We start from the raw sequence: 20,802 nt of genomic DNA, 5'->3' as shown, positions 1-20,802 counted from the left end.
AATGATTTTTATGAAATTTTTTGTTGACTCCCAAAATATAATCCGTATTATACGCGGCTCCTGACGAGGGGTGGTTAGCTCAGTTGGGAGAGCGACGGCCTTACAAGCCGTAGGTCACAGGTTCGACCCCTGTACCACCCACCACTTGCCGAACGAACTACCCGGCAAGTTGGAATGATCGTCTGTAGCGGACCGGTAGTTCAGTTGGTTAGAATGCCGGCCTGTCACGCCGGAGGTCGCGGGTTCGAGTCCCGTCCGGTCCGCCACTATTCCAATAGTTAGTGGGGTTTTGAGGAAGTTTTTACTCCTACCCAACTACCTACCCAACTTCGGAAGAAGTGATGGGAACACATCTAAATGATGCCTTAAAAGGTCGCTATTCAGCGGCCTTTTTTCGTTTTGGCTCCCCGAATATTCAATCAATCCCCCAATTATCTAAATTTCCCAATTTGGGAGGTTGCATTAGTTGTGCTCGTTGTGCATAATTTTCCCAAATTGGGAAATATTAAAACTATGCGACTTGTAGGAAAGGAAAAATTACACCAACTGATACGCACGGACGACTCGGCGCGTACTTGGTTGTGCGCATGGGTCACAGAACTCGCTAATGCGAACTGGAAGCACCCTACGGACGTGAGTCATCAATTCCCAAACGCCCAACAGTCAGATACTGGGCATTTCATTTTTCCTATCGCTAATTGCGACAAAGAGGTTTGTATACAAATTGCGTTTCAACAAGGCATTGCCGTTATCACCGGCTTACAGTGAAGACAGATGATGGAAGCTAAGGTAATCCGTACAGAAGAACAATATTCAGCGTACCTTGATGAGGTTCAGGCTCTAATTTCTGAGGCTCCCAAGCTGAATTCTAAAAAGAGCGAACGACTTGAGCTTCTTACTGTTCTGCTGGAGGCTTATGAGAATTCAAAATACCCAGTAGAAAGCCCGGACCCTATCGACGCCATTCTGTTTCGTATGAATGAGAAGGGTTTAAAGCAAGCTGATCTCGTTCAATATTTTGGTACGAGTAGCCGTGTTTCTGAGGTTTTGAACCGCAAGCGCCCTTTAACAGTTCAAATGATACGGGCTCTGACTATAGGCTTGGGCATCTCTGCTGATACCCTCGTTGGAGCGTCCCTCTCGGATGTGCCTACGAAAAAGGGAGCTGTCGAATGGTCAAAGTTTCCGATTAAAGAAATGAGTCGCAGAGGCTGGATTGAGAATATTGGGAAAGCAGCCAAAAACAACCTTGAAGAAATCGTTAAAAACTTCATATCAGACTCGGGGTTGGAGTTTGGTGCTGCGTCCTTTAGAAAAACATTCTATGGTGATGCAGAAACCCCAACTTCAAGATATGCACTCTATGCTTGGTTGGCCCGGGTGATTCAAAAAGCTAGGGAGAGAAAACCAGAAGTTGGAGAATTTAATCCCGAAGAGTTGTCAGCAGGCTATTTGAAAGAATTGGCTCAGTTGAGCCGCTTTGACACTGGTCCTCTGTTGGCTGTTCAACAGCTAGAGCAGTCTGGCATCACAGTAATAATTGAGCCTGCCCTAAAAGGGACTCTTTTAGATGGGGCAGCATTAAAAGACTCAGACGGAGCTCCCATAATTGGGTTGACGCTTAGGTACGATAGGCTCGATCACTTCTGGTTTACCTTGATTCATGAGGTGGCCCACATTTGGAAGCATGTTGGCGACAACGAAGCATTTTTAGATGACTTAGATTCTTCTTCAGAAGATCGAAAGGAGGCCGAAGCCAACCGGCTGGCTACCGAAGCCTTCATTCCTAGAGTTCAGTGGCGAAGAAGTGACGCTTACACAACACCCAATAAAGATACGATTGAGCGTTTTGCAAGAGATTTGAAAATTCATCCTGCAATAATCGCAGGACGGCTCCGAAAGGAATCAGCAAATTATAGCCTGTTCTCCGATATGGTGGGACAGAATCAAGTTAGACAACTGTTTTCATCTGGTGAGGAGTGCGAGGTTTAAGTATGAATCCATCTTATTTTCCTATCTTGAAGGCAAAAGACGCTGAGTTTGATGCACTTCGTAAAGCGAAGCCAAATGTAGTTCAAAATATGGTGCCGCTATTCGAGATTCCCCGATTTAACTCCGATCTAAAAAGATACCAAGACAATCCTCACGCAAAAGCTACGTTCTTCTCTGAGTTAAGCCAAAAAATTAGTGAGCTTCGACCTGGGATGTATGCAATGTTCGACACCTACCACTGGAAAAACCCTGGTGAGAAAGTTGAAACTGGTGAGCATCATTTGTCTTACATGTACAACGCTTTAAAAAGCGACGGAGTGAACCCTGTTCCAGTTGTGGGGTACGACCGTTGGGATGATGAAGAATATCGTCTTGCGCTAAAAAGCATCTTGAAACTGCACACAGGTATAGTGTGTATCAGACTTGAGCGATTTGCGTTTGATGATGTTGGTGATCCAGAGCATTTTCATGAAAGGCTGGTAGAGATCATCAATTATCTTGAGATTAACCCTGCTAGTTGTCATGTGATTCTCGATTTTGAGGATATGAGCACATTGCCAATAGTCGATATTTTTGAAAGTTTTGACTCTCTGTTTACCCAAATTACCAATTATGGTTTTTCATCATATTCGGTGGCAGGATGCTCGCTCCCTAACTCAATCGATAAAGCCGTCAAGAATAAAGATTCAAGCGGAACTATTTTGAGAAGAGAAATGTTGCTTTGGAAAAATGCTCGAAAGCAATACCCAAATTCTCAGATTTATTTTGGTGATTATGGAGTGCGCGGCCCTAGTACCGGAGAAACTGGCTTTGGCAATACCAATGCCAAGATTCGCTACACCATCAACGATGAGTTTTATATTGTTCGAGGACATGTGATAAGGAAGCCGGTTGGTGGTTTCCAGCACTGTGACCTTGCCCAGAAGTTGATAAACTCTGGACATTATCTCCATCCTGATTTCAGTTGGGGGGACGCTGAAATACAGCGGTGTGCAAATAGAGAAATTGGTGGCGGCTCGACAACTTGGATTAAGATCGACACAAGTCATCATGTCGCTTATGTTGTCGCAGAAGTTGCTGAGTTTGAGAGAGTAGAAGCTGCCCGAATCGCTACTGCTACAGTTTAGAAAGGTTGCCACCTTCGCCCTCTGACCCTCATAGACGCCGGACAGCACCCAGAGGACTCCGGTGGCAAACCTTAATTGGAGAAGCCGCCCCGCCGTCTATCCAACGAATGGACTTTGACGCGTGATGCTCGCTAGATTCAAACGAGGCAGCTTCATTCGGTTTAGCGGACCTTCGAGTTGGGCCGCTTGTAAGCCTTGTTGATCATTCCTTGTAGTTGAGTTCCGACAGTACCGCGCTTCATTGCCTCTATGCGAGAAGTTCGCTGGGCTTTGCGCTGCTGATGAATCGCTTTAGCTTTCCTGAAATTACGTTGAGCCATTGTTACGCCTCCTCGGTTGATGTTTCTTCGATTGAGCATTGAGCTAACTGCAATGGGAGAGGTTGGTAACGGGGCCAGCTTTACCCCAGACAAACTCACGGTCAGCCGCAATAGCTGACTTATAGGCGAGGGTTGCCTCGTTGAGTTTGGTGTTTACTTCGGCGTGCTCTTTACCCCATATTTTCTGGGCAAAATCACCGGCGGCAAACGGCCTTTGATCCCGCTTGCGGCGATCAACTACCGTTACAACCGAAGCGACTAGCGGCAAGTCATTTGTCGCAATCGCGGTTACGGCAGCGGTTCCCAGTTCTACCGGGTCAGCACCTTCGAGCTGTAATTGATATTGGCAAGCGTCCCCATAACGTTAACCATAAGTTGACCATCTGGGGTGTAGGTATCCACTGCAAGGTTTCGAACAAATAATACGACCTTGAGTGGTTCAAGTTCAGCCACCAGCCCAGCAAGATGTTGGAGGCTTCGGCCGAAACGGCCTAGCGCCATCACCACAACCATGTCCAACTTGCCTAGAGTTGTAGCTTTGATTATTGAGTCCAGCCCCGGGCGTTTATCACGGTCTTTCCTACCACTTATTCCTTCATCCACACACTCGCCCACCACTTCATGCCCGCGCCCATCTGCCCAATCGCGAAGTGCGAGAAGCTGGTTTTCCACTGTCTGGTCTTTAAAAACATCAACAAACACACCACATTTTTTAATTTGCTTATCACATTCGCAATACGTTATGTGTAATCAACATTAGGATGCTTAAAAAAAAGAGTACTGCAACGCATTGGCCAATAATTTTTTAACAAGCTAAATCAAACGCCATCAAAACGAGACAGCCAGCGTTGAGTAAATGCATCGTCATCTATACCTGCGGGATCATCAAATAAAGAGTCAGAGTCGTTGATTTCAGCACGCGTCGGTTTTAACGCACGACCTAAATTAATGTATTCTTGCGGAATAAAATCATGAGAACCAATTTGGGGAATATTGCCTGCTTGGAAAATAACACCGTTACTGTATAGGCACGATAAGGTCGATTGGCCTGCGTTCGATAACACGGCTTGTGCCCCACCGGCTTTTTCTAGAATGCGATTGGAAACTGCCGTTAGAAAAGCAATGGATTTAGTGCCTTCACGAAATTGAATTCCCGTTGTTGTTAAATTATAAGCATTACAACAAGGGTAATTAAATAACTGCGAGCCTATCACTGTATGTGAAGCCCTCATTCCGCCAACATTAAAAGGTTCAATAAAACTCGGACCTGCATAGGCATGTTCAACTTCCATGGCATTACACATAGAAACAAATTGCTGAATAAAGCCATCAAGGCCGATTTGATCAAGAAAAGAAAATGGATAGGTAATCAATAATTTGCCCAAATAATTCTGTCGTTTTGCTTTAATGCAATAGCTACTCAACGCCCAAAAATTAGCTTTATCCTCTTCCCAACCCGCCTCAATTTCATAGCCTGCGTCAGGGTCTACCATTGCTTCGATCAATGCGGGATCAATATTTTCTCCGGGCTTTAAACGGCGCATAACTCGATCGTTGGCAACAGCATAGCTGCGAAATTGCCCTTGAGCTTGTGTTAGATAGGCTTGCACGCAATCGGCCATTGCTCGAACACGACCGGGCTGACCGGGGCCACCAATATAAAACTCCATTGCCAAACCTAAAACGGCCGATGGATTGCCACTTCTCGGATAGTAGACAACAGGCTCTTGTGTGATAGTACTGTAATCAAATGTTGGCATTCTGAACTTCCTTAAATAATCTGGCCGGGGTTTTTGCAGTTACAGGCTGCCTCCCTATCTTGAGGTTGTCCTCCAATGCGGTAGATGGCGTAATTCTTTCGTCCCCCAGCAATTTCTTCATAGGCTTCATCTTGCCTTGTATCTCTGCGATCTTCTTTAAACTTATACTCTATTACCTTTTCTATATTATCAACCGTAAGCGGTTTAGCTGGATTCTTCACGACAGTTAAATCCGGCCTACGAATATAACCCTCACCCGGCTGGTAACCTTCTACCTCTTTTATGCGAGCCATCCAATTATGCGATGGCTCCGTGTAGTCTGGATTGTTAGGGTCACGGTGCATGAGCGGTCTCGGAATGCCATTGGTTGCCAATCCCATATCGAAGGATACCTCAGACTTATACCGGCTTTTATAATTCATCGCCGCATCGGCCGTCGCATAAACACCATGAACACAAGCTTGGTAGAGGTTTTGATCCGCTGATCCTTGGTTTGGGTATTGATTGCAGCAGCACGCCACACTGCATATGACTGATTGATCCAGTGCCGCTTGTTTTTGGGCGGGGTCGGTTGGAATATCGGATTGAGCTTCGCTATTGGCGAGTTCTTCTCGTGTGGTTTCACCCGAGACCAGTTTGTTCTTAAAGTCTTTAATGACTTCTTCGGCTCGTTTCTGCGCTTTTTGGATTTCTTCGTTTATACGAGCGGCAATGCTCGCCATCTCGTTACCCGTAAAACTTTCTAAACTAGAAACTATGGTGCAAGACATAATATGCCCAACACACGAATCCTGACATTGTTGACTCATAGATTATTCAGCACTTGGCGTTAATTAATTTATTAACTGATAAAGTGCAAGGTGAATAAAATTCGTCGCTCTGACAGATTTATCAGGCCGGACCGACAAGGAAATTATTTTATGAGTTTTAAAATCCCCGCGTATGCGGGGAACACCACAGTGGTTTTAAAACTTTCGTTACCGGAACCGGTTTAGCCCCGCGTATGCGGGGAACACAGAGACGAAATGTATTTGGTTGTGTTGGTTATCGGTTTAGCCCCGCGTGTGCGGGGAACACTGAATTTAAGTTTTTCTGACAGGTTCATTTGTCGGTTTAGCCCCGCGTGTGCGGGGAACACTGTTGAGTGGTCTAAGACTGAATCCAATGGCACGGTTTAGCCCCGCGTGTGCGGGGAACACTCAAAGTTTAGGTGTAAAAACTGCCATGATTACGGTTTAGCCCCGCGTGTGCGGGGAACACTTCAGCACCAGGATCTAGATTCACTATCATTTCGGTTTAGCCCCGCGTGTGCGGGGAACACCTGACTATTCTACTTACTTTACTACTACTACCCGGTTTAGCCCCGCGTGTGCGGGGAACACTCAATAGTGCCACAGCCTCAGTTTTTAGGTCGCGGTTTAGCCCCGCGTGTGCGGGGAACACTTCTCTAGAATAATTTGCTAGATCATTGTTTGCGGTTTAGCCCCGCGTGTGCGGGGAACACCTCGGTGGAATCAAATTCAAATTTCACCATGCCGGTTTAGCCCCGCGTGTGCGGGGAACACCTCAGAATCTTTATTCTGCTGGAGAGTCACAGCGGTTTAGCCCCGCGTGTGCGGGGAACACCAAACAATAGTCCAAATAGTATCCTGTCGAGACGGTTTAGCCCCGCGTGTGCGGGGAACACTCTTACTGTATCTAATTGTTTTTAAAAGGAAAATACCACCCTGTTTTTTCTACCAACTATTACACGGTTTTTTGCTGAAAAAACACACAGAATTTCTGCACTGAATGCACTGCACATTTGGCACAAAAAACAATCAAGCAGGCGGTGTTCCGTGCTATCGACCTTAAGCAAAATGATGCATTATTAGTACAGATAATGACGACTTTTAAGTGGCGTAAATAGGGGAAGTTTTGAGACTTGCGCTTAGAAAAAGCTTGGGACAAAAGACGCTCCGGCGTACCATCATCACGTTTAACCATGATTGATACTCACTTTGTCAGCTGTGGTTAGCTGCTTTTGGGTATTGGCTCACTCAGTGGAAGTAATTGTTTCTTTAAAACTTTTCAATAAAATTACTTAGCAAATAACATTTTTGTCAGCATTAAAAATGCACGATCATCACGCTGTTGAAAAATACGTAATTAAGATAACTACTTTCAAGTGTTACTGAAACCTTTCCTGTTCTACCTTAATTTTTTTATTTCAACCCGACAAAGCCAAAAGCAATCTATTAATAATCAGATTGAAGTTCCAACTTCGAACTCCCAAAAAACATACAATACCGCTTTCTCAAACACTCCCATTTGGAATTGTTGAAGTACTTCTTCATGGTCTTGGTAATAGTTAGGCAACTCGTCATCCCAGTAGGGATACTTCAATTGAAAAAGCGTGATCCCGGAACTATGGTAATGTGCATAATGAATATTATTCATCGTTCTGATAGAATTAGCAGGTAACACGCCCTCAAATACCTTTTCTATCCGCACTAATTGATAAATTTTAATTCTTCTCTCTTTTAACTTAAAAGCCCACGCCTATGGGAAAACCGGATTAATCGGCTTACTATAACCACACTATCTAATTATCGGAAATACCTATAAATACAGAAACCTGAGATAAGAATGAGACCAACAATAATTCTAGCCTTATTGCTATCTGGGTGTTCATCTATTAATACAATGTGTGAATTGTCAGAACAAGAAAGAAGAATCCTTGAAATTAATACCCATGATTTTTTGCATCAACCACAAGGTGGTCAATGCAACAACACGGTGGATGGTCAACCCTATTCTTCAAAAGAGCTACCAGATCTGTGTTTAGTAGTAACACAACAGTCTGAAAATGACTATTGTCCTCCAACAATTGATGGCGAGGATATTCTTATTTATGATCCAGAAACACTGAAGCCAATCAGCGTTATTGCTTTTCCCGCGCCAGATTGGTACATAAAAGACTTAAAGAAGAAAGGATTACTTTAAAGGTCAAACCAATATGAAAAATCGTCGCCCAACCATCCCAATTGCTGATTGGAAATTAGCGACTGACCTAAAATTAACTCGCGAGATTCAAAACCAACCGGGAACACCTACTTATAACTGCAATTGTACATGGTGCCAAAACTGGGGACATTACTCAGAAATTATATTTCCAGAAACAATACAGCAACCAATCAAAAGAATTGGTGTGGCGCTAACCAAACCCACTGAGCTTTATCCGTATAAGATAAACAAAAATGGAGTCAACGTACGTGCCATTTATCATGCTGTAGGCAAAATTTTGGAGGGACCGACACATCAACAATATACAGATTTAGGTAAATCTCTTTTCTACACAACTGTTAGAGAGCAACCGCATTTAGCTCTGACAATTTTGCCTCAAAGTCACTCGCAGGAAGAAGCTCCAATCCTTAAAACGCGTTCCAACTCAGAATTAATCCGCATTGACTTACGTATAGAAATACCCCACGAGCTACTAAAAAACCAACAAGCACTATTCACTTGAATCACCCATAGAATTTATGAATATTAGGCAAAAAATCACAGAATTTGTTGGGTTTGTTCTCAATGACAGTCATAACGAAAGTGATTTAAACCAACTAATACAAAAGCTCGATGAGCTACCTCTTCTTGTGTATTGCGCAAAGTTTGAATTCGATCCCGAAGACTATAACGATCCTCCAACAGCAAACTACAGTGACACTCGAAAAACGATTAACTCCAAGTTTCCTGAGCTAGGACTGTATCATTCAGCACAATATACCGATGACTTAGAATGTACTGGCGAATTACTGCTTGGCGATGCTGTGGACGACCTGGCTGATATAGTCGGAGATTTATTAGAAATAGAATGGTATTTTGAAAACACATCTGATGCTAACGCTCTATGGCATTTAGAAATGAGCTACAGAGGGCATTGGGGAAATCATTTACGCGAACTACAACTGTACCTTTACAGACATCATTATTAATTATTCACAATATACCCAACAAAAAAACCCCACGTACGTGGGGTTCAAGATTTATCAACTGCGTGTTTACTTAAAATTCAATTTGGTATCTCAAATTAAAGACGTTTGAGCCGGTATCACTGAATTTGCCTTGATAATCAAAGGACAGAGAATGTTTTGGTAAAAAGTAATACACCGCACCTAAATCAACATCAATTTGAGCATCTGCGCTTTCATCCACTTCAACGGGAAATGCGATTCGGTTATCAGCAATAATACTTGCTCGAAGATCGTCACGATCATCGGACAACTGCTGGCTTACACCAATGTCTGCGCGTAAAAACAAGCGACGACTGTTGCTGAATTCGTAAGAACTCAAAACGCTAATGCCCGTTTTAATTCGGTAAAGATCGGCGTCATAACTTTCGATAGATAAAGCATCAATTGCACCTTGTTCGGCAAAGGCATCTTGGCTGTAAAAACTGCTGGATACGATGGCGTAAGGTGAAATTTTAGCATTTCTTACTTGCACTAAATCGTAGCTCGCACCAAGGTTAATACCGAATAAATCTCCATCGGTATCAGCGGCGACAATGCCCTGTTGAGTTTGACGATCAATATCGTAGCTTTGAGAGGAATACACAAGGCTACCAAAAATATCCCATTTTTCAGTCAGAGAATATCCGGCAAAACCCTGAAGAGTTAATCCACTTTCGACATCAACGTCGCCGGTATTTGCATCTAAGTCTCCGTCAAATGAGGTGATGGTACCACCTAAATGAAGGGTATTTTCGAATACGTAATCGATACCCAAAGTGCTGGAATTTAACTGTCCGTCGGTACCGGAGTCTGCACCGTCAAAATCGGCGGTATTAACCGCAACAATACCTGAAAAGCTGCCAGCGTCTTGTGGATTAAGCAAACGCGAGCGCGCTAAATCCAAACTTTGGCTGTTGGTTTGAAAACCGACGTCAGCTAAAGATCCGAAAAACTCCGGCGCAAACAGCGATAAATTTTCACCAATATTACCTGACTCTAACGCGGTTCTTAAAAAATTACCGGAAAGTTGGCTAGAGCGAATTTGATTGTCGCCGTTATCCAATTCAGACACTGCAATTAACGCATTTGCTACGGCACCAGTATTAACGGAATTTCCAAGCTCACGGAATGTGCTGTCGGCGTTATTTAAACCGGTAAAAATTGCTTGCCCGGTATCCAAATCGAAAACAGCCGCCGCGTTGGAAGTAGCTTGTTGGCCGTTATTGAGTCCGTCGGAATCAAACAACACTTGTGCAAAATTACCATCAACACTGCGGGTGCCGCCGGATAAATTGGTTAATAAATTATAAACGGTGCCTGCGGTTTGTGGCGAGTCGGCATCATTAACCAGAGTTAATGTGCTGGTTGCCCCTAAGGTAATTGTTCCACCGACTCGTACTTGGTCTGCGGTAACGCCGCCAGTCTCGGGTGAAATAACTTCCAGTTCAAGATTGCCATTTTCAGTAAAATTACCGCCAATGGTCACCAAGCCCGGTGAGTTACCTGGTGATAACACACCAGTATTGGTGAAGTCTCCGGTAAAGGTAAGATTACCGCCAACGGTAGAATCGGTATTATTAACAAATGCGTCAGTTTCAATTGAACCCGCACCGTTAAGCAATGCGTAATCGAGACTTTCGCCATCGGCCAATATTAATGTGCCATCAACGGTAATTAAATTACTCGCTAAATTCGCCGCTTCACCGATAATAAGAGAACCGCCTTCATCAACCTGAATATTGTCGTTTGCGGTAATACTGATATTATCAGTGAGTTCAATATCAGAACCCGAAGCAACAGAAACATTGGCAAATTCCGTATCGTCATCACCGCCCAGAACCAAGGTGTCTCCGGTGACCATTAAATTGGATTCATCAGAACCAACAATAGAACCGTTAAATTCACCGCCGTTAGTGACGATAAGATTATTGCCGTTGGTTGCTAAACTTCCGTCACCCAGTAATCGTTGAATGGTTTCGTCGCCGCCAATTAATGACAACAATCCCATGCTCGCAACATTAACCGTTGCAAGATCATTGAGAATTTCTGATTCCGCCAAGGTTAATACACTACCCGCACCGATATTAATTAATTCAGCGTCTGAGTTACCACTGAGAGTAACGTCGCCATTTGTGTTCACCACACCGGCACCAAGATTGGATTCAACCACTGTGCCGTCATTTAAATTATAAGTAGCCGCCGTTAACGTACCCTCACCTTGCAACAAACCGCTATTGTTTAACACAGCAACAGTATCGTCGGAATTTACGACGACTGTACCGCTGTTGGTTAAGCGAGTGTTATCAGATAGTCCTGAACTGTTATTGGTGAGCGTTGCCTCTTGCGAAACATTCACGGTTTCTGTCGATAAACTGGCGTTATCTTCCAGAATTAAACTACCGGAATTAATTTGAGCTGCACCCGAAAATGTATTTTCTCCGCGCAGAGTCAGTTCTCCGTTGCCCTCTTTGGTTAATGCGCCGGAGCCGGAAAGACTTCCAGAGAAGTCGCCTGCAACAACCGATAATACCGAGTCGTTAATCAGCTCAACGTCTCCCCTACCCAACAAGCCATTGATCCAATCACTTTGCGTTAATTGCACTAAGCCGTTTACGGTTACATCAGCACTGTCAGCAAAACCCGCGCTTTCATTAATTAATATCGCGCTATCGGTAACGGTAACCGAATTCGTGGCTAACGCACCGTTTTCAACGATTTGCAAAACACCCGATTCCACCAACGCTTGTCCGGTAAACGTATTACTGTTGGATAAAACCAGAGTATCGTCTGAGGTTTTTATAACGCCCCCAGTACCAGAGATTATTCCGTCGAAATTACCGCTATCAACCAATAATTGGGAATTGGCTGTCGCTAATTCTCCCGCACCGTTTAAATTACCGATTTGTTCATCGCCACCGAGAACCAATTGAGCACTTTCTGCAATGGTTAAATTGACAGAATCATTTAATCGCTCACTCGCACCCAGCGTAGTAACGCCAGATTGAACCATAAATGTTTCTGTTGCGCTGGTACCATTGACACTGACATTACCGTTAGTGGTAACGCTTCCGTTGCCTAAATTCGCGTTAATAACCGAACCATTATTTAGAGCAAACCCATTGGTGGCCTCTAAGGTAAATTGATCGTTGTTGATCGTGCCGGTATTCACCAAGTTAGCAATGCTGTCGTTGGAATTTAAATTAACGGTACCGTCGTTGGTTAAGGTTGTGTTATCAGCAAGACCTGAACTGTTGTTCGTTAAAGTTGCTCCTACGGCAACATTAACCGTATCGGTCGCTAAGCTTGCGTCATTCGAAAGCGTCAACGTGCCCGCATTAATTTGCGCAGGACCAGCAAAGGTATTGCGATTGGTTAACGTGAGCGTACCATCAGAAATTTTAACAATATCGCCAGCGCCTGAAATATCGCCGTCAAAATTTCCGTCGTCAACAATTAATCGACTTGCAGAGGTGGCTAATTCACCTGCACCCAGTAAACCGCTAATTCGTTCGTTACCGCCCAAAATAATTCGCGCGTTATCGGCAATGGTTACATCGACTGCATCGTTTAATCGCTCTTCGGCACCTAAGGTAGTCACACCCGATTCAACAATAAAGGTTTCTGTTGCACTGGTTCCATTCAAGGCAACAATACCGTTTGCAGTAACAGCACCCGTACCAAGATTGGCGTTAACCACCGAACCATTATTAAGATTAAAACCGTCGTTTGCTTCTAACGTGAATTGATCGTTATTGATGATACCGGTGTTAACTAACGTTGAAATCGTATCGTCTGAATTTAAATTAACGATGCCATCATTATTTAACGTCGCGTTTGCGTCTAAGCCTGAACTGTTATTGACCAGAGTAGCGCCACCGGCCACAGTGATAGAATCACTCGCCAAAGCACCCTCATCGGTTAGGGTTAACGTACCCGAGGTAATTTGCGCAGTGCCGGTGAAAGTATTGTTATTGGTTAGTATTAAATTACCACCGGAGGTTTTAATAACATCGCCATTGCCAGAGATAACACCGTCGAAGTTACCATCATCAACACTTAATACGCTGTCGGCAGTGGCCAATTCACCAGCGCCAAATAAACTCCCGATTTGTTCGTCACCGCCTAAAGTCAATTGCGCAGAATTATTAACGGTTAGGTTGACGGAATCATTTAAGCGCTCGCCAGCACCTAACGTAGTCACACCGGATTCCACTAAAAATGTTTCAGTTGCACTGGTGCCATTTAGTGCAACTGTACCGTTTGTGGTAACCGCACCAGAGCCTAAGTTTGCATTAATCACTGAACCATCATTAAGCGCAAAACCGTTGGTCGCTTCTAGCGTAAATTGATCGTTATTAATCGTTCCAGTATTAACCAACATTGAAATCGTATCATCGGCATTTAAATTTACCGTGCCGTTATTGGTTAATGTTGCGATGGCGGCAAGACCCGAACTGTTGTTGTTCAAGGTTGCATCGTCAGCAATATTAACGGTAGCGGTAGCGAAAGCGCCGGAATCAATCAGTGTTAATACACCAGAATTAATTTGCGCCGCACCAGTAAAACTGTTGGCGCCAGAAAGCGTCAGTTCACCCTCGCCATTTTTAATTAACTGGCCGCCGGTACCTGCGAAAATACCACCGTCGGCTATGGCACCAGAAAATGTGGTGTCTATTTCTTGGTTAATGGTTAACGCACTTGCGCCAATATTAACGCGGCCCGAACCCGTGAGTCCGTCGATGATTTGGTCGGATTCCGACGTGTCGAAAATTGCTCCGGTATTTACGGTAACGGTACCGGTATTTTCTAGACTTCCTGCTGTAGCAAGCGCAAGCGTTCCTGCATTAATAACCGTGCCTGCGGTAAAAGCATTGGCACCAGCAAGTGTCAATACGCCACTGCCGGATTTTATGATGCTGCCACCGTCGCCATTGATACCGCCTTCAAATACAGTATTGTTATCTTGATTAATGGTGAGTTGGGTAGTGCCAATTTCGAGTTCACCACCGCCCTGCAAGCCTGCCAATGTTTGATCGGTTGCAGCACTGATATCGAAAACACCGTTAGTATCAATATTAACTGCACTTCCGCCCGATAAACTGCCGTTTTCAGTTAGTACCAAGGTTCCGCCAACAATGTCGGTCAAACCGGTATAGGTATTTTCGGCATCGAGAAATAAAGTCCCTAAATCGCCATTGCCGTTAACGGTAATACCACCCGGTGCGTTGCCGTCAGAAATAACACCACTGATTAACGCCGTGCTGCCCTCGTTTTGATTACGCGAAACATTAAGCCCTAAATCCGCGCCGTTAAGGATAATATCGTTGGTGAATTCAACTTGGCTGTCAGAAGAGTGAGAACCAAAATCCAAGCTTCCGCCCAAAGGTAAAAACGCACCTTGGCCCACGGTTAAAGGAATACCGGCCGATAAAGTTACCGTAAGATCATCGCCGAGCGCGGCAAAACCGCCTGAGCCAGAAAAGCCTACCGACCCAACGTTAAAGCCAACCGTGCGATCAAAAATACCGGAAGTTTCTAAAATACCGCCAGCGATATTAATTCGGCTACCGGCATTAATACCCACACCGTCGTCAGCGCGCAGCACACCGCCCGCGAGATTGGTTTCCCCAGTAAAGGTGTTTTCGCCGTTAAATTCGACCAAGCCGCTGCTGATGGTGACACCACCGCCTGAGCCTTCACCGTTGGTGGCAGAAGAAAAGCTTGCCACACTGTCATCGGCGATGGTGCCGTTAAAGGTCTGAACGTTACCCGCACCTGGGTTTAAATTAACGTTTGCACCAGCGGCAATAAATAAATCGGTACCAGCAGCCTCGCCCGCCGATCCCATATTAAGGCTCGAACCGGCTGCAACTACGTTGTTATCGAACAACGCATTACCGGTAATGGTTAAGTTGCCACCATTGGCAACAAAAATAGCGCCACCAAAACCGGAACCACCGTTGCCACCAATGCCCAAACCGTTTGAGCCGGTGCCACCACCGAAGCCTGCAAAACCACCATCGCCCGCTGCGCCTGAGGTAGAGTTTCCGCCGCTGCCTCCTTCACCACGGGCACCGCCCGAGCCACCGCCAGCACCGAAGCCGCCAAAACCGCCGTTGCCGCCGTCCCCACCAGCGCCACCGTCGGCGGCACTGCCAGAATTACCGCCGTCGCCGCCATTACCACCAGGGCCGCCGCCAAAGCCAAAAACACCATCACCACCATCGCCACCTACACCGCCGTTGCCGCCGCGGCCAGAATCCCCGGAAGCAAACAGCGCCTGAGAACCGGCAAATACCACACCGGCAGCAACCAAATTTGCCGCGGCTGAGGCCGTATCGGCGATTGCAAATACCACATCACCGGGATCAGGGGCTGGGAACAATCCAATATTGGGGATGGCCGATGCTGCCAAATTCGCAGCCGCCAATACGGTTTCGCCCACAGCGAACGCTAAATCACTGGCAACAATTGGGTCAAAAGGTAGGCCATTACTGCCATTGCCACCATTGCCGCCAGCACTACCGGCGCCAGTTCCACTTGATCCATCGCCACCATTACTGCCATCACCACCATCACCACCATTTAACGCAGCAACCGCAAAACTGGCGTTATCGCCGTTATCTCCGGCAGCGGGTGCTGAGCCGTTAAACAAACCATTTAAAGAACCACCAAAAGACGTGGGAGGAATCGAGGTAAATCCATCAATGGCACCGGTACTTGCTGCATCGACCACAATCACACCAGTCGCCGAATTAACCGACGTAATAGTGCCGGTTAAATTGGGACTGGAAAATAACTGGCCCGTTGATAAACCCTCCGTTCCTCCTGCGACCGTTATGGTTGTGGTATCGCCACTGACTTGAGAACTGACAACGGGAGAAACGGTAAAACCATTGGCCAAATCTTGGGTTAAATTATTTGAGAGCTGAATTTCAGTTTCGTTAAATTCATTTTCTGAGATGGATAAAATTCGGGTTCCCGCTGGAATTCCTGGGCCAGAAACTAAAAATCCCTCTTGAATTTGAGCATTTGGGTTAGCAAGGGTGATAACACTTTCACCCGCCACACCCACCTGATTTGCAGCGGTAAAACCGTCTACCTCTTCGGGATTTTCCAATGCCGTCGATAAACCCAGGGTTAAACCGTCTTCACTGATAGACGTAATGGTTGTGCCTTCGGCAATGCCATCGCCACTGATCGACTGCCCCGCCATTAAGCCATCAACTTCCATCGATAACGTCAGCGAATTATCCATCGCCGTAGTAACACTTGATGACGTTAAAATACCGATACCATTACCGACAAATTGCTCAACGTTTTCCGTTGTAGGAATACTAATTTCAATAGTGGTTGTGATTTCACCGGTCATTGGATCGGGTTCGGATTGAACAATATCGGTGATTTCAGTGCCTACTGAAATTCCCTGCCCCGAAAGTGATGTGCCCACCTCAAGCCCACCAACCGCTGCCAGTGCTTGCATTTCATCAGCACTGACCACAGTGAATGAGGTTTCCCCTTGAACGTTAGTGAGACCTTCAACAATAAAACTTTCAATAGCATCGCCCATCGGCGCCATTAAAGTAATGACCGTGCCATCTTCGCTGATTTCTTCGATAACCGTGCCTTCAGCAATACCGCTTCCTGAAATCACCATACCTTCGGCGAAAAAAGGATTGGCTTGATCCAACATGATTTGGTTGCCATTAATACCCATCATATCTTCGATGATGACAGAAGCAGTTCCTTCCGTGGTTGGAATAACACTGACTTCCATTGACGAACTGGAAACATTAATCGGAGAAAAATTAACTGAGGCGCCACCGCCTCCTGTGCCGCCTACCGCTGCATTACCGATAAAATTAACGTTATCTAGCGTAAGCGAAGCACCGTTATTAACGAAAAATACGCCCCCTAAACCCGCGCCACCTCCAGAACCTTCACCGCCCTGAGTTTGAAACCCGTTAAACGTGGAATTGGAAACACTAAAATTACCGTTATTAAGAAAAAAGCCCGTTGAGTTTTCAGGATTGTTGGGGGTAATAACTTGGCCTGCGCTATCAAACAACTGGGCACCGTTACTTAAAACTTGTCCTGGCTCTAGAGTTTGAGCATGCAACGGCACACAGGAAATTGCACTGGGCAGTAACGCAACATACAGCGGACGCAATGGCAGATTTGGGAAACGAAGAAACACTGGATACTCCTCCTTAAGTGTTTAACAAGTACATTGTTCTGTCCGTGAAAAATACATCTATATTTTATTAAAATATTCCAACGTACTTTTTCACATCATTCCGTTTGGAATACACACAAAAACAACACAATCTTTCAATTATTTAATCGATCAGAATAAAACCAATAAAAAAAGTATCTGTTTTATTTTTAGAAACCGAATTCTCTACATGACAGTTTTTTATTGATTAAAAATTAATAACCAATTAACACTATCGTATTAATGAAAAACGGTAATATGAGACGCCACCTAAAAACCATTACACCAAATTACACCAACACAAAATTCGAGGTAATTATTTAAAGAAGCATTAAGACACTTGCAGAGCTCAATATTTTATGGCTGTTTAAAATGAAAAATAATTGTAAATTTATTATTTTGGCACTTGCTTAAAATGAATTATTCATCAGCAATAAAATAATTTTTAAAGTTAATTAAAAATTGAAAGCATCAACTAATCACCCATACAGAGCAGCCTGCTGATAAAATATACGGCTCAGTATTGACGAAAGTGATACTGGTTAAGGTGGTATTGATTAAGGTGGTATTGGTTAGAATGGCATTCGTTAAAGTGTATCGACTAAAGCAGCATAAAAAGATGGAGAATAGATTTTAAAGCGAGGATTAGTATTGCAATAATGATCAGTGTTTAGCTGGAATACAACACTTTTTAGATGGGAGATTAAATGATTTATATCAAAATAACAGATTGCTTTGTATCGCAAATGCCGACTCGAAAACCATTACATTATTTGCAATTAAAACAGGAAAATTGGCAGTACTGTTGACTAACTGACAATGTAGACAAGATATTAAAATTATTAACCCGATAGAAATAAAGCAAAGATTAATTCAATCAACCTATTCATCATTGGGCCGTACAAATAACGTCCAGCATAATTATCTGGCTGGTATCCGTACTCTACTCCATAAACCAGTAAACTACCCAGGACCAGCGATAATAAAGCCAACAACAAATAGGTAACTGCGAAAAATTTAACAGCTTTTTCGAACATAATAACGCGCAGAAGAATATCGCTTAGAATTAAGCAGTACCGCACTAGCTTACCGATATAATTTAAGATAGATTTTATCTAAATTAAAAATACCTTAGATACTCGCTCTTTTATATTCGCAACTAGCTAGGGCCTGTTCACACTAATTTAACCGCACCTGTCGCCCCTTAAACGTGTCAGTCTAGGCGTGAGGAGTGCAGTTTAGCGCGCTAAATAAGCGACGAACAACAACGAATGGCGTGTTTTAGGGGTGACCCTAGGGGCTCGGCGTATTTTTCCCGTATTTCGTGTTGCAGTTCGTTCATTTGGAACAACCAAATCACACTCACTGCGCCTAAAATACGAAAAAATACGCTCCAGCAGATGTGATTAAATTAGTGTGAACAGGCCCTAGGTGGAAACTCACTAAATTGCGGCAACGCATCTGTGATTTCATACCAATCGGCCTTCGAAGCCACATGCATATGTGCTTGTGGTAATAATTTGGGGCTGCTATTTAAAGCTCCGTACCTCACATGTACCATACCGGTTGTTGATTTTTCCCCATAAAGTGTGGAACCGCATTGGCCACAAAAACAGGAGACAGTCTCCTTGCTTCGCTTATGTTTTTTTACAAATTCTTCGCCTTTAACAATCGAAAAATTAGCTTTAAAAATTCCGCCAATAGCCGTTCCTGTTGCGCCAGAAGATTTTCTGCACAGGGAACAGTGGCAATAACCCGCATAAACAAATTGATCTTCAACACTGAATTCAACCTGTCCGCACACGCAACTGCCCGTAATTGTCGTCATATCAATACCTTTAAATACCTTGTAAAAGCGCTAAAAATTTATCCACGCTTTTATTATCTATATTTTTCAGCAACGACTCCGACTTATTGTCGAGCGTCACAGACGCATGCTTAAACAGTTCTTCTCCCGCTGGAGTAATTTTCACTAAGCTAACCCGAGCGTCTCTTTCGTTAATCTCTTTTGTGACAAGACCTATCTTTTCCATCGGCATGAGCATTCGGGTTATTCCCGATGCTGTTCGCGCCAAAGACTCGGCAATATCGATACGCCTGAGCGCGTGGTTAGGAGCACTCATAAGAGTATGCAACACCATGTATTCCGTTAACCCAATACCATGAACAGCCCCCAAACTGTTATCCAGATGTTTAGAGACAACAGTCGTTTTCAGCCACAAACTCTTGGTAATTTCGCCATATTTTGATTCTAGAGCCATTAGGATATCCTTTCTTAATACTTGATTACTCAAGTATATGTGAAGATGTAATCCTGTCAATGGGTTTTTGAGTGTTAAACCTAGAATCAGTTATAACAACAGAAAGATGGACTTATAGATGATGGGAAGTAACAAGAAGGTAAGACTTTTGCCATCGGTATGCACATGAAAATAATCCTACATAAGCCGATTCACCTAGATGTAACTTATTCTGCTAACCGCCACTATATTCAACGACAAATTAATAACCTAAAGCTCAATCTAGGCATTCACTCCCAGGTAACATAATGCTATAAAATCAAACATTGATGCTTACAGTCATGATTGGTGCTAAAAGTGATCCGTTCTATAAACGACAACCCTTCCATAAGTCTACGCAGCTATTGCAGTGACGTTCACGTTCACAGCCACGATTATCACCAATTGGTGCTACCGATCACTGGAAAGCTGGATATGTGTGTTGATGAGAACGAAGGTTATGTTTGTCAGCAACGTGCGGCGGTTATCGCACAGGGGCGAGATCATGGGTTTTCATCCGTTGATCACAATCAATTTCTAGTCGCTGATATCCCGTCAATACTTGCACCAGAATTAAAGGAATTACCCAGTTTTATTAAGCTCGATGAATCACTGTTGCAGTACAATCATTTTTTGCATAGATCGTTAATGCAGGGACAAACTCACCACAATAGCCAACGGCAAATGTTGGTATTGTTGGTACAATTGCTAAAAGAACGTTTTTGTACAACTAAACCGATTGATCACAGAATTCAATCTGCGCAGAATTATATTGATCGTTATTTTAATCAAACAATCACCTTGGCAGAAATTGCGGCCATTGCACATTTAAGCACTCGCCAGCTCAGTCAACTGTTTAAAGATCATTTCAATACCACACCACTGAGCTATCAAATAGAAAAAAGAATGCAGCATGCCCTGCACTTACTAGAAACCAGTAACGCTTGTATAGAGAGCATCGCTGAATCGGTAGGTTATAAAAACTTGTCTGCTTTTAGTGATCGCTTTAAAAAACATTTTGGATGCTCACCAAAACACATTCGCCAAATCGACAAATAACTCCGCCAGATTGACAAAAACACGGCCATACGGAGCCATTAAACTCTCCCGGATTCAA

Annotated in this window: 16 protein-coding genes, 2 tRNA genes and 1 CRISPR repeat array; of the genes, 9 read left to right on the top strand and 9 right to left on the bottom strand. The window is 44.1% G+C overall.

What is annotated here, in order from left to right:
• Positions 1 to 68: 68 nt before the first annotated feature.
• From LU361_RS12835 to LU361_RS12815, 5 genes are all read left to right on the top strand, one after another.
• Positions 69 to 144: transfer RNA gene (locus LU361_RS12835), tRNA-Val, on the top strand.
• 45 nt (positions 145 to 189) lie between these two features.
• A tRNA-Asp gene (locus LU361_RS12830) sits at positions 190 to 266 on the top strand.
• A gap of 247 nt (positions 267 to 513) precedes the next feature.
• Positions 514 to 768, top strand: a complete 255-nt coding sequence (locus LU361_RS12825; protein ID WP_233089232.1) for a type II toxin-antitoxin system HigB family toxin — start codon at positions 514 to 516, stop codon at positions 766 to 768.
• Between the two features lie 6 nt (positions 769 to 774).
• Positions 775 to 1,992, top strand: coding sequence for an ImmA/IrrE family metallo-endopeptidase (locus LU361_RS12820; protein WP_233089231.1), 1,218 nt, complete (start codon positions 775 to 777; stop codon positions 1,990 to 1,992).
• 2 nt (positions 1,993 to 1,994) lie between these two features.
• Positions 1,995 to 3,119: a beta family protein gene (locus LU361_RS12815; protein WP_233089230.1), complete on the top strand. Its 1,125-nt coding sequence runs from the start codon at positions 1,995 to 1,997 to the stop codon at positions 3,117 to 3,119.
• A gap of 161 nt (positions 3,120 to 3,280) precedes the next feature.
• Here the strand turns inward: LU361_RS12815 and LU361_RS12810 are convergent, their stop codons facing one another.
• The 6 genes from LU361_RS12810 to LU361_RS12785 form a co-directional block, all read right to left on the bottom strand.
• A complete protein-coding gene (locus tag LU361_RS12810) occupies positions 3,281 to 3,439 on the bottom strand; it encodes a hypothetical protein (RefSeq protein WP_233089229.1) in 159 nt (52 codons plus the stop codon).
• 43 nt (positions 3,440 to 3,482) lie between these two features.
• On the bottom strand, positions 3,483 to 3,707 hold the full coding sequence (locus LU361_RS12805) for a hypothetical protein (protein WP_233089228.1): 225 nt from the start codon (positions 3,705 to 3,707) through the stop codon (positions 3,483 to 3,485).
• A gap of 41 nt (positions 3,708 to 3,748) precedes the next feature.
• Positions 3,749 to 4,141, bottom strand: a complete 393-nt coding sequence (locus LU361_RS12800; RefSeq protein ID WP_233089227.1) for a recombinase family protein — start codon at positions 4,139 to 4,141, stop codon at positions 3,749 to 3,751.
• 116 nt (positions 4,142 to 4,257) lie between these two features.
• Positions 4,258 to 5,199 (bottom strand): type VI immunity family protein, encoded by a 942-nt coding sequence (locus LU361_RS12795; RefSeq protein WP_233089226.1) that lies wholly within the window; start codon positions 5,197 to 5,199, stop codon positions 4,258 to 4,260.
• An 11-nt stretch (positions 5,200 to 5,210) separates the two neighbouring features.
• Entirely contained in the window at positions 5,211 to 5,969 is a 759-nt protein-coding gene (locus LU361_RS12790; protein WP_233089225.1) for a VRR-NUC domain-containing protein, read from the bottom strand.
• A 217-nt stretch (positions 5,970 to 6,186) separates the two neighbouring features.
• Positions 6,187 to 6,886: direct repeats of the CRISPR family, unit length 29 nt; unit sequence CGGTTTAGCCCCGCGTGTGCGGGGAACAC.
• 557 nt (positions 6,887 to 7,443) lie between these two features.
• Complete coding sequence (locus LU361_RS12785) at positions 7,444 to 7,584, bottom strand: hypothetical protein (RefSeq protein WP_233089224.1); 141 nt, start codon at positions 7,582 to 7,584, stop codon at positions 7,444 to 7,446.
• A gap of 309 nt (positions 7,585 to 7,893) precedes the next feature.
• Between LU361_RS12785 and LU361_RS12780 the strand changes: the two genes are divergently transcribed.
• From LU361_RS12780 to LU361_RS12770, 3 genes are read left to right on the top strand one after another with little or no spacing between them, the layout of a single operon-like run.
• Positions 7,894 to 8,184, top strand: coding sequence for a hypothetical protein (locus tag LU361_RS12780; RefSeq protein WP_233089223.1), 291 nt, complete (start codon positions 7,894 to 7,896; stop codon positions 8,182 to 8,184).
• A 13-nt stretch (positions 8,185 to 8,197) separates the two neighbouring features.
• Complete coding sequence (locus tag LU361_RS12775) at positions 8,198 to 8,707, top strand: hypothetical protein (RefSeq protein ID WP_233089222.1); 510 nt, start codon at positions 8,198 to 8,200, stop codon at positions 8,705 to 8,707.
• Between the two features lie 16 nt (positions 8,708 to 8,723).
• Complete coding sequence (locus tag LU361_RS12770; RefSeq protein ID WP_233089221.1) at positions 8,724 to 9,173, top strand: DUF5063 domain-containing protein; 450 nt, start codon at positions 8,724 to 8,726, stop codon at positions 9,171 to 9,173.
• Positions 9,174 to 9,243: 70 nt separating this feature from the next.
• Here the strand turns inward: LU361_RS12770 and LU361_RS12765 are convergent, their stop codons facing one another.
• The 3 genes from LU361_RS12765 to LU361_RS12755 all read right to left on the bottom strand — a co-directional run bounded on the left by LU361_RS12765 (position 9,244) and on the right by LU361_RS12755 (position 19,667).
• A complete protein-coding gene (locus LU361_RS12765; protein ID WP_233089220.1) occupies positions 9,244 to 17,388 on the bottom strand; it encodes an autotransporter-associated beta strand repeat-containing protein in 8,145 nt (2,714 codons plus the stop codon).
• A gap of 1,429 nt (positions 17,389 to 18,817) precedes the next feature.
• Complete coding sequence (locus LU361_RS12760; RefSeq protein WP_233089219.1) at positions 18,818 to 19,234, bottom strand: GFA family protein; 417 nt, start codon at positions 19,232 to 19,234, stop codon at positions 18,818 to 18,820.
• Between the two features lie 10 nt (positions 19,235 to 19,244).
• Entirely contained in the window at positions 19,245 to 19,667 is a 423-nt protein-coding gene (locus tag LU361_RS12755) for a MarR family winged helix-turn-helix transcriptional regulator (protein ID WP_233089218.1), read from the bottom strand.
• A 336-nt stretch (positions 19,668 to 20,003) separates the two neighbouring features.
• On the opposite strand from LU361_RS12755, the gene LU361_RS20355 reads away from it, so the two are divergent.
• Complete coding sequence (locus LU361_RS20355) at positions 20,004 to 20,744, top strand: AraC family transcriptional regulator (RefSeq protein ID WP_233089217.1); 741 nt, start codon at positions 20,004 to 20,006, stop codon at positions 20,742 to 20,744.
• Positions 20,745 to 20,802: the final 58 nt, after the last annotated feature.

The organism is Sessilibacter corallicola, assembly GCF_021290925.1.
Taxonomy (GTDB): Bacteria; Pseudomonadota; Gammaproteobacteria; order Pseudomonadales; family Cellvibrionaceae; genus Sessilibacter; species Sessilibacter corallicola.
This window is presented reverse-complemented; position numbering and strand designations above follow the sequence as displayed.

Bases quoted from the DNA above. Each gene is read 5' to 3' on its own strand.
- LU361_RS12825 (WP_233089232.1), top strand. From the start codon at position 514: ATGCGACTTGTAGGAAAGGAAAAATTACACCAACTGATACGCACGGAC.
- LU361_RS12795 (WP_233089226.1), bottom strand. From the start codon at position 5,199: ATGCCAACATTTGATTACAGTACTATCACACAAGAGCCTGTTGTCTAC.
- LU361_RS12810 (WP_233089229.1), bottom strand. From the start codon at position 3,439: ATGGCTCAACGTAATTTCAGGAAAGCTAAAGCGATTCATCAGCAGCGC.
- LU361_RS12760 (WP_233089219.1), bottom strand. From the start codon at position 19,234: ATGACGACAATTACGGGCAGTTGCGTGTGCGGACAGGTTGAATTCAGT.
- LU361_RS12770 (WP_233089221.1), top strand. From the start codon at position 8,724: ATGAATATTAGGCAAAAAATCACAGAATTTGTTGGGTTTGTTCTCAAT.
- LU361_RS12820 (WP_233089231.1), top strand. From the start codon at position 775: ATGATGGAAGCTAAGGTAATCCGTACAGAAGAACAATATTCAGCGTAC.
- LU361_RS12815 (WP_233089230.1), top strand. From the start codon at position 1,995: ATGAATCCATCTTATTTTCCTATCTTGAAGGCAAAAGACGCTGAGTTT.
- LU361_RS12755 (WP_233089218.1), bottom strand. From the start codon at position 19,667: ATGGCTCTAGAATCAAAATATGGCGAAATTACCAAGAGTTTGTGGCTG.
- LU361_RS12790 (WP_233089225.1), bottom strand. From the start codon at position 5,969: ATGTCTTGCACCATAGTTTCTAGTTTAGAAAGTTTTACGGGTAACGAG.
- LU361_RS12775 (WP_233089222.1), top strand. From the start codon at position 8,198: ATGAAAAATCGTCGCCCAACCATCCCAATTGCTGATTGGAAATTAGCG.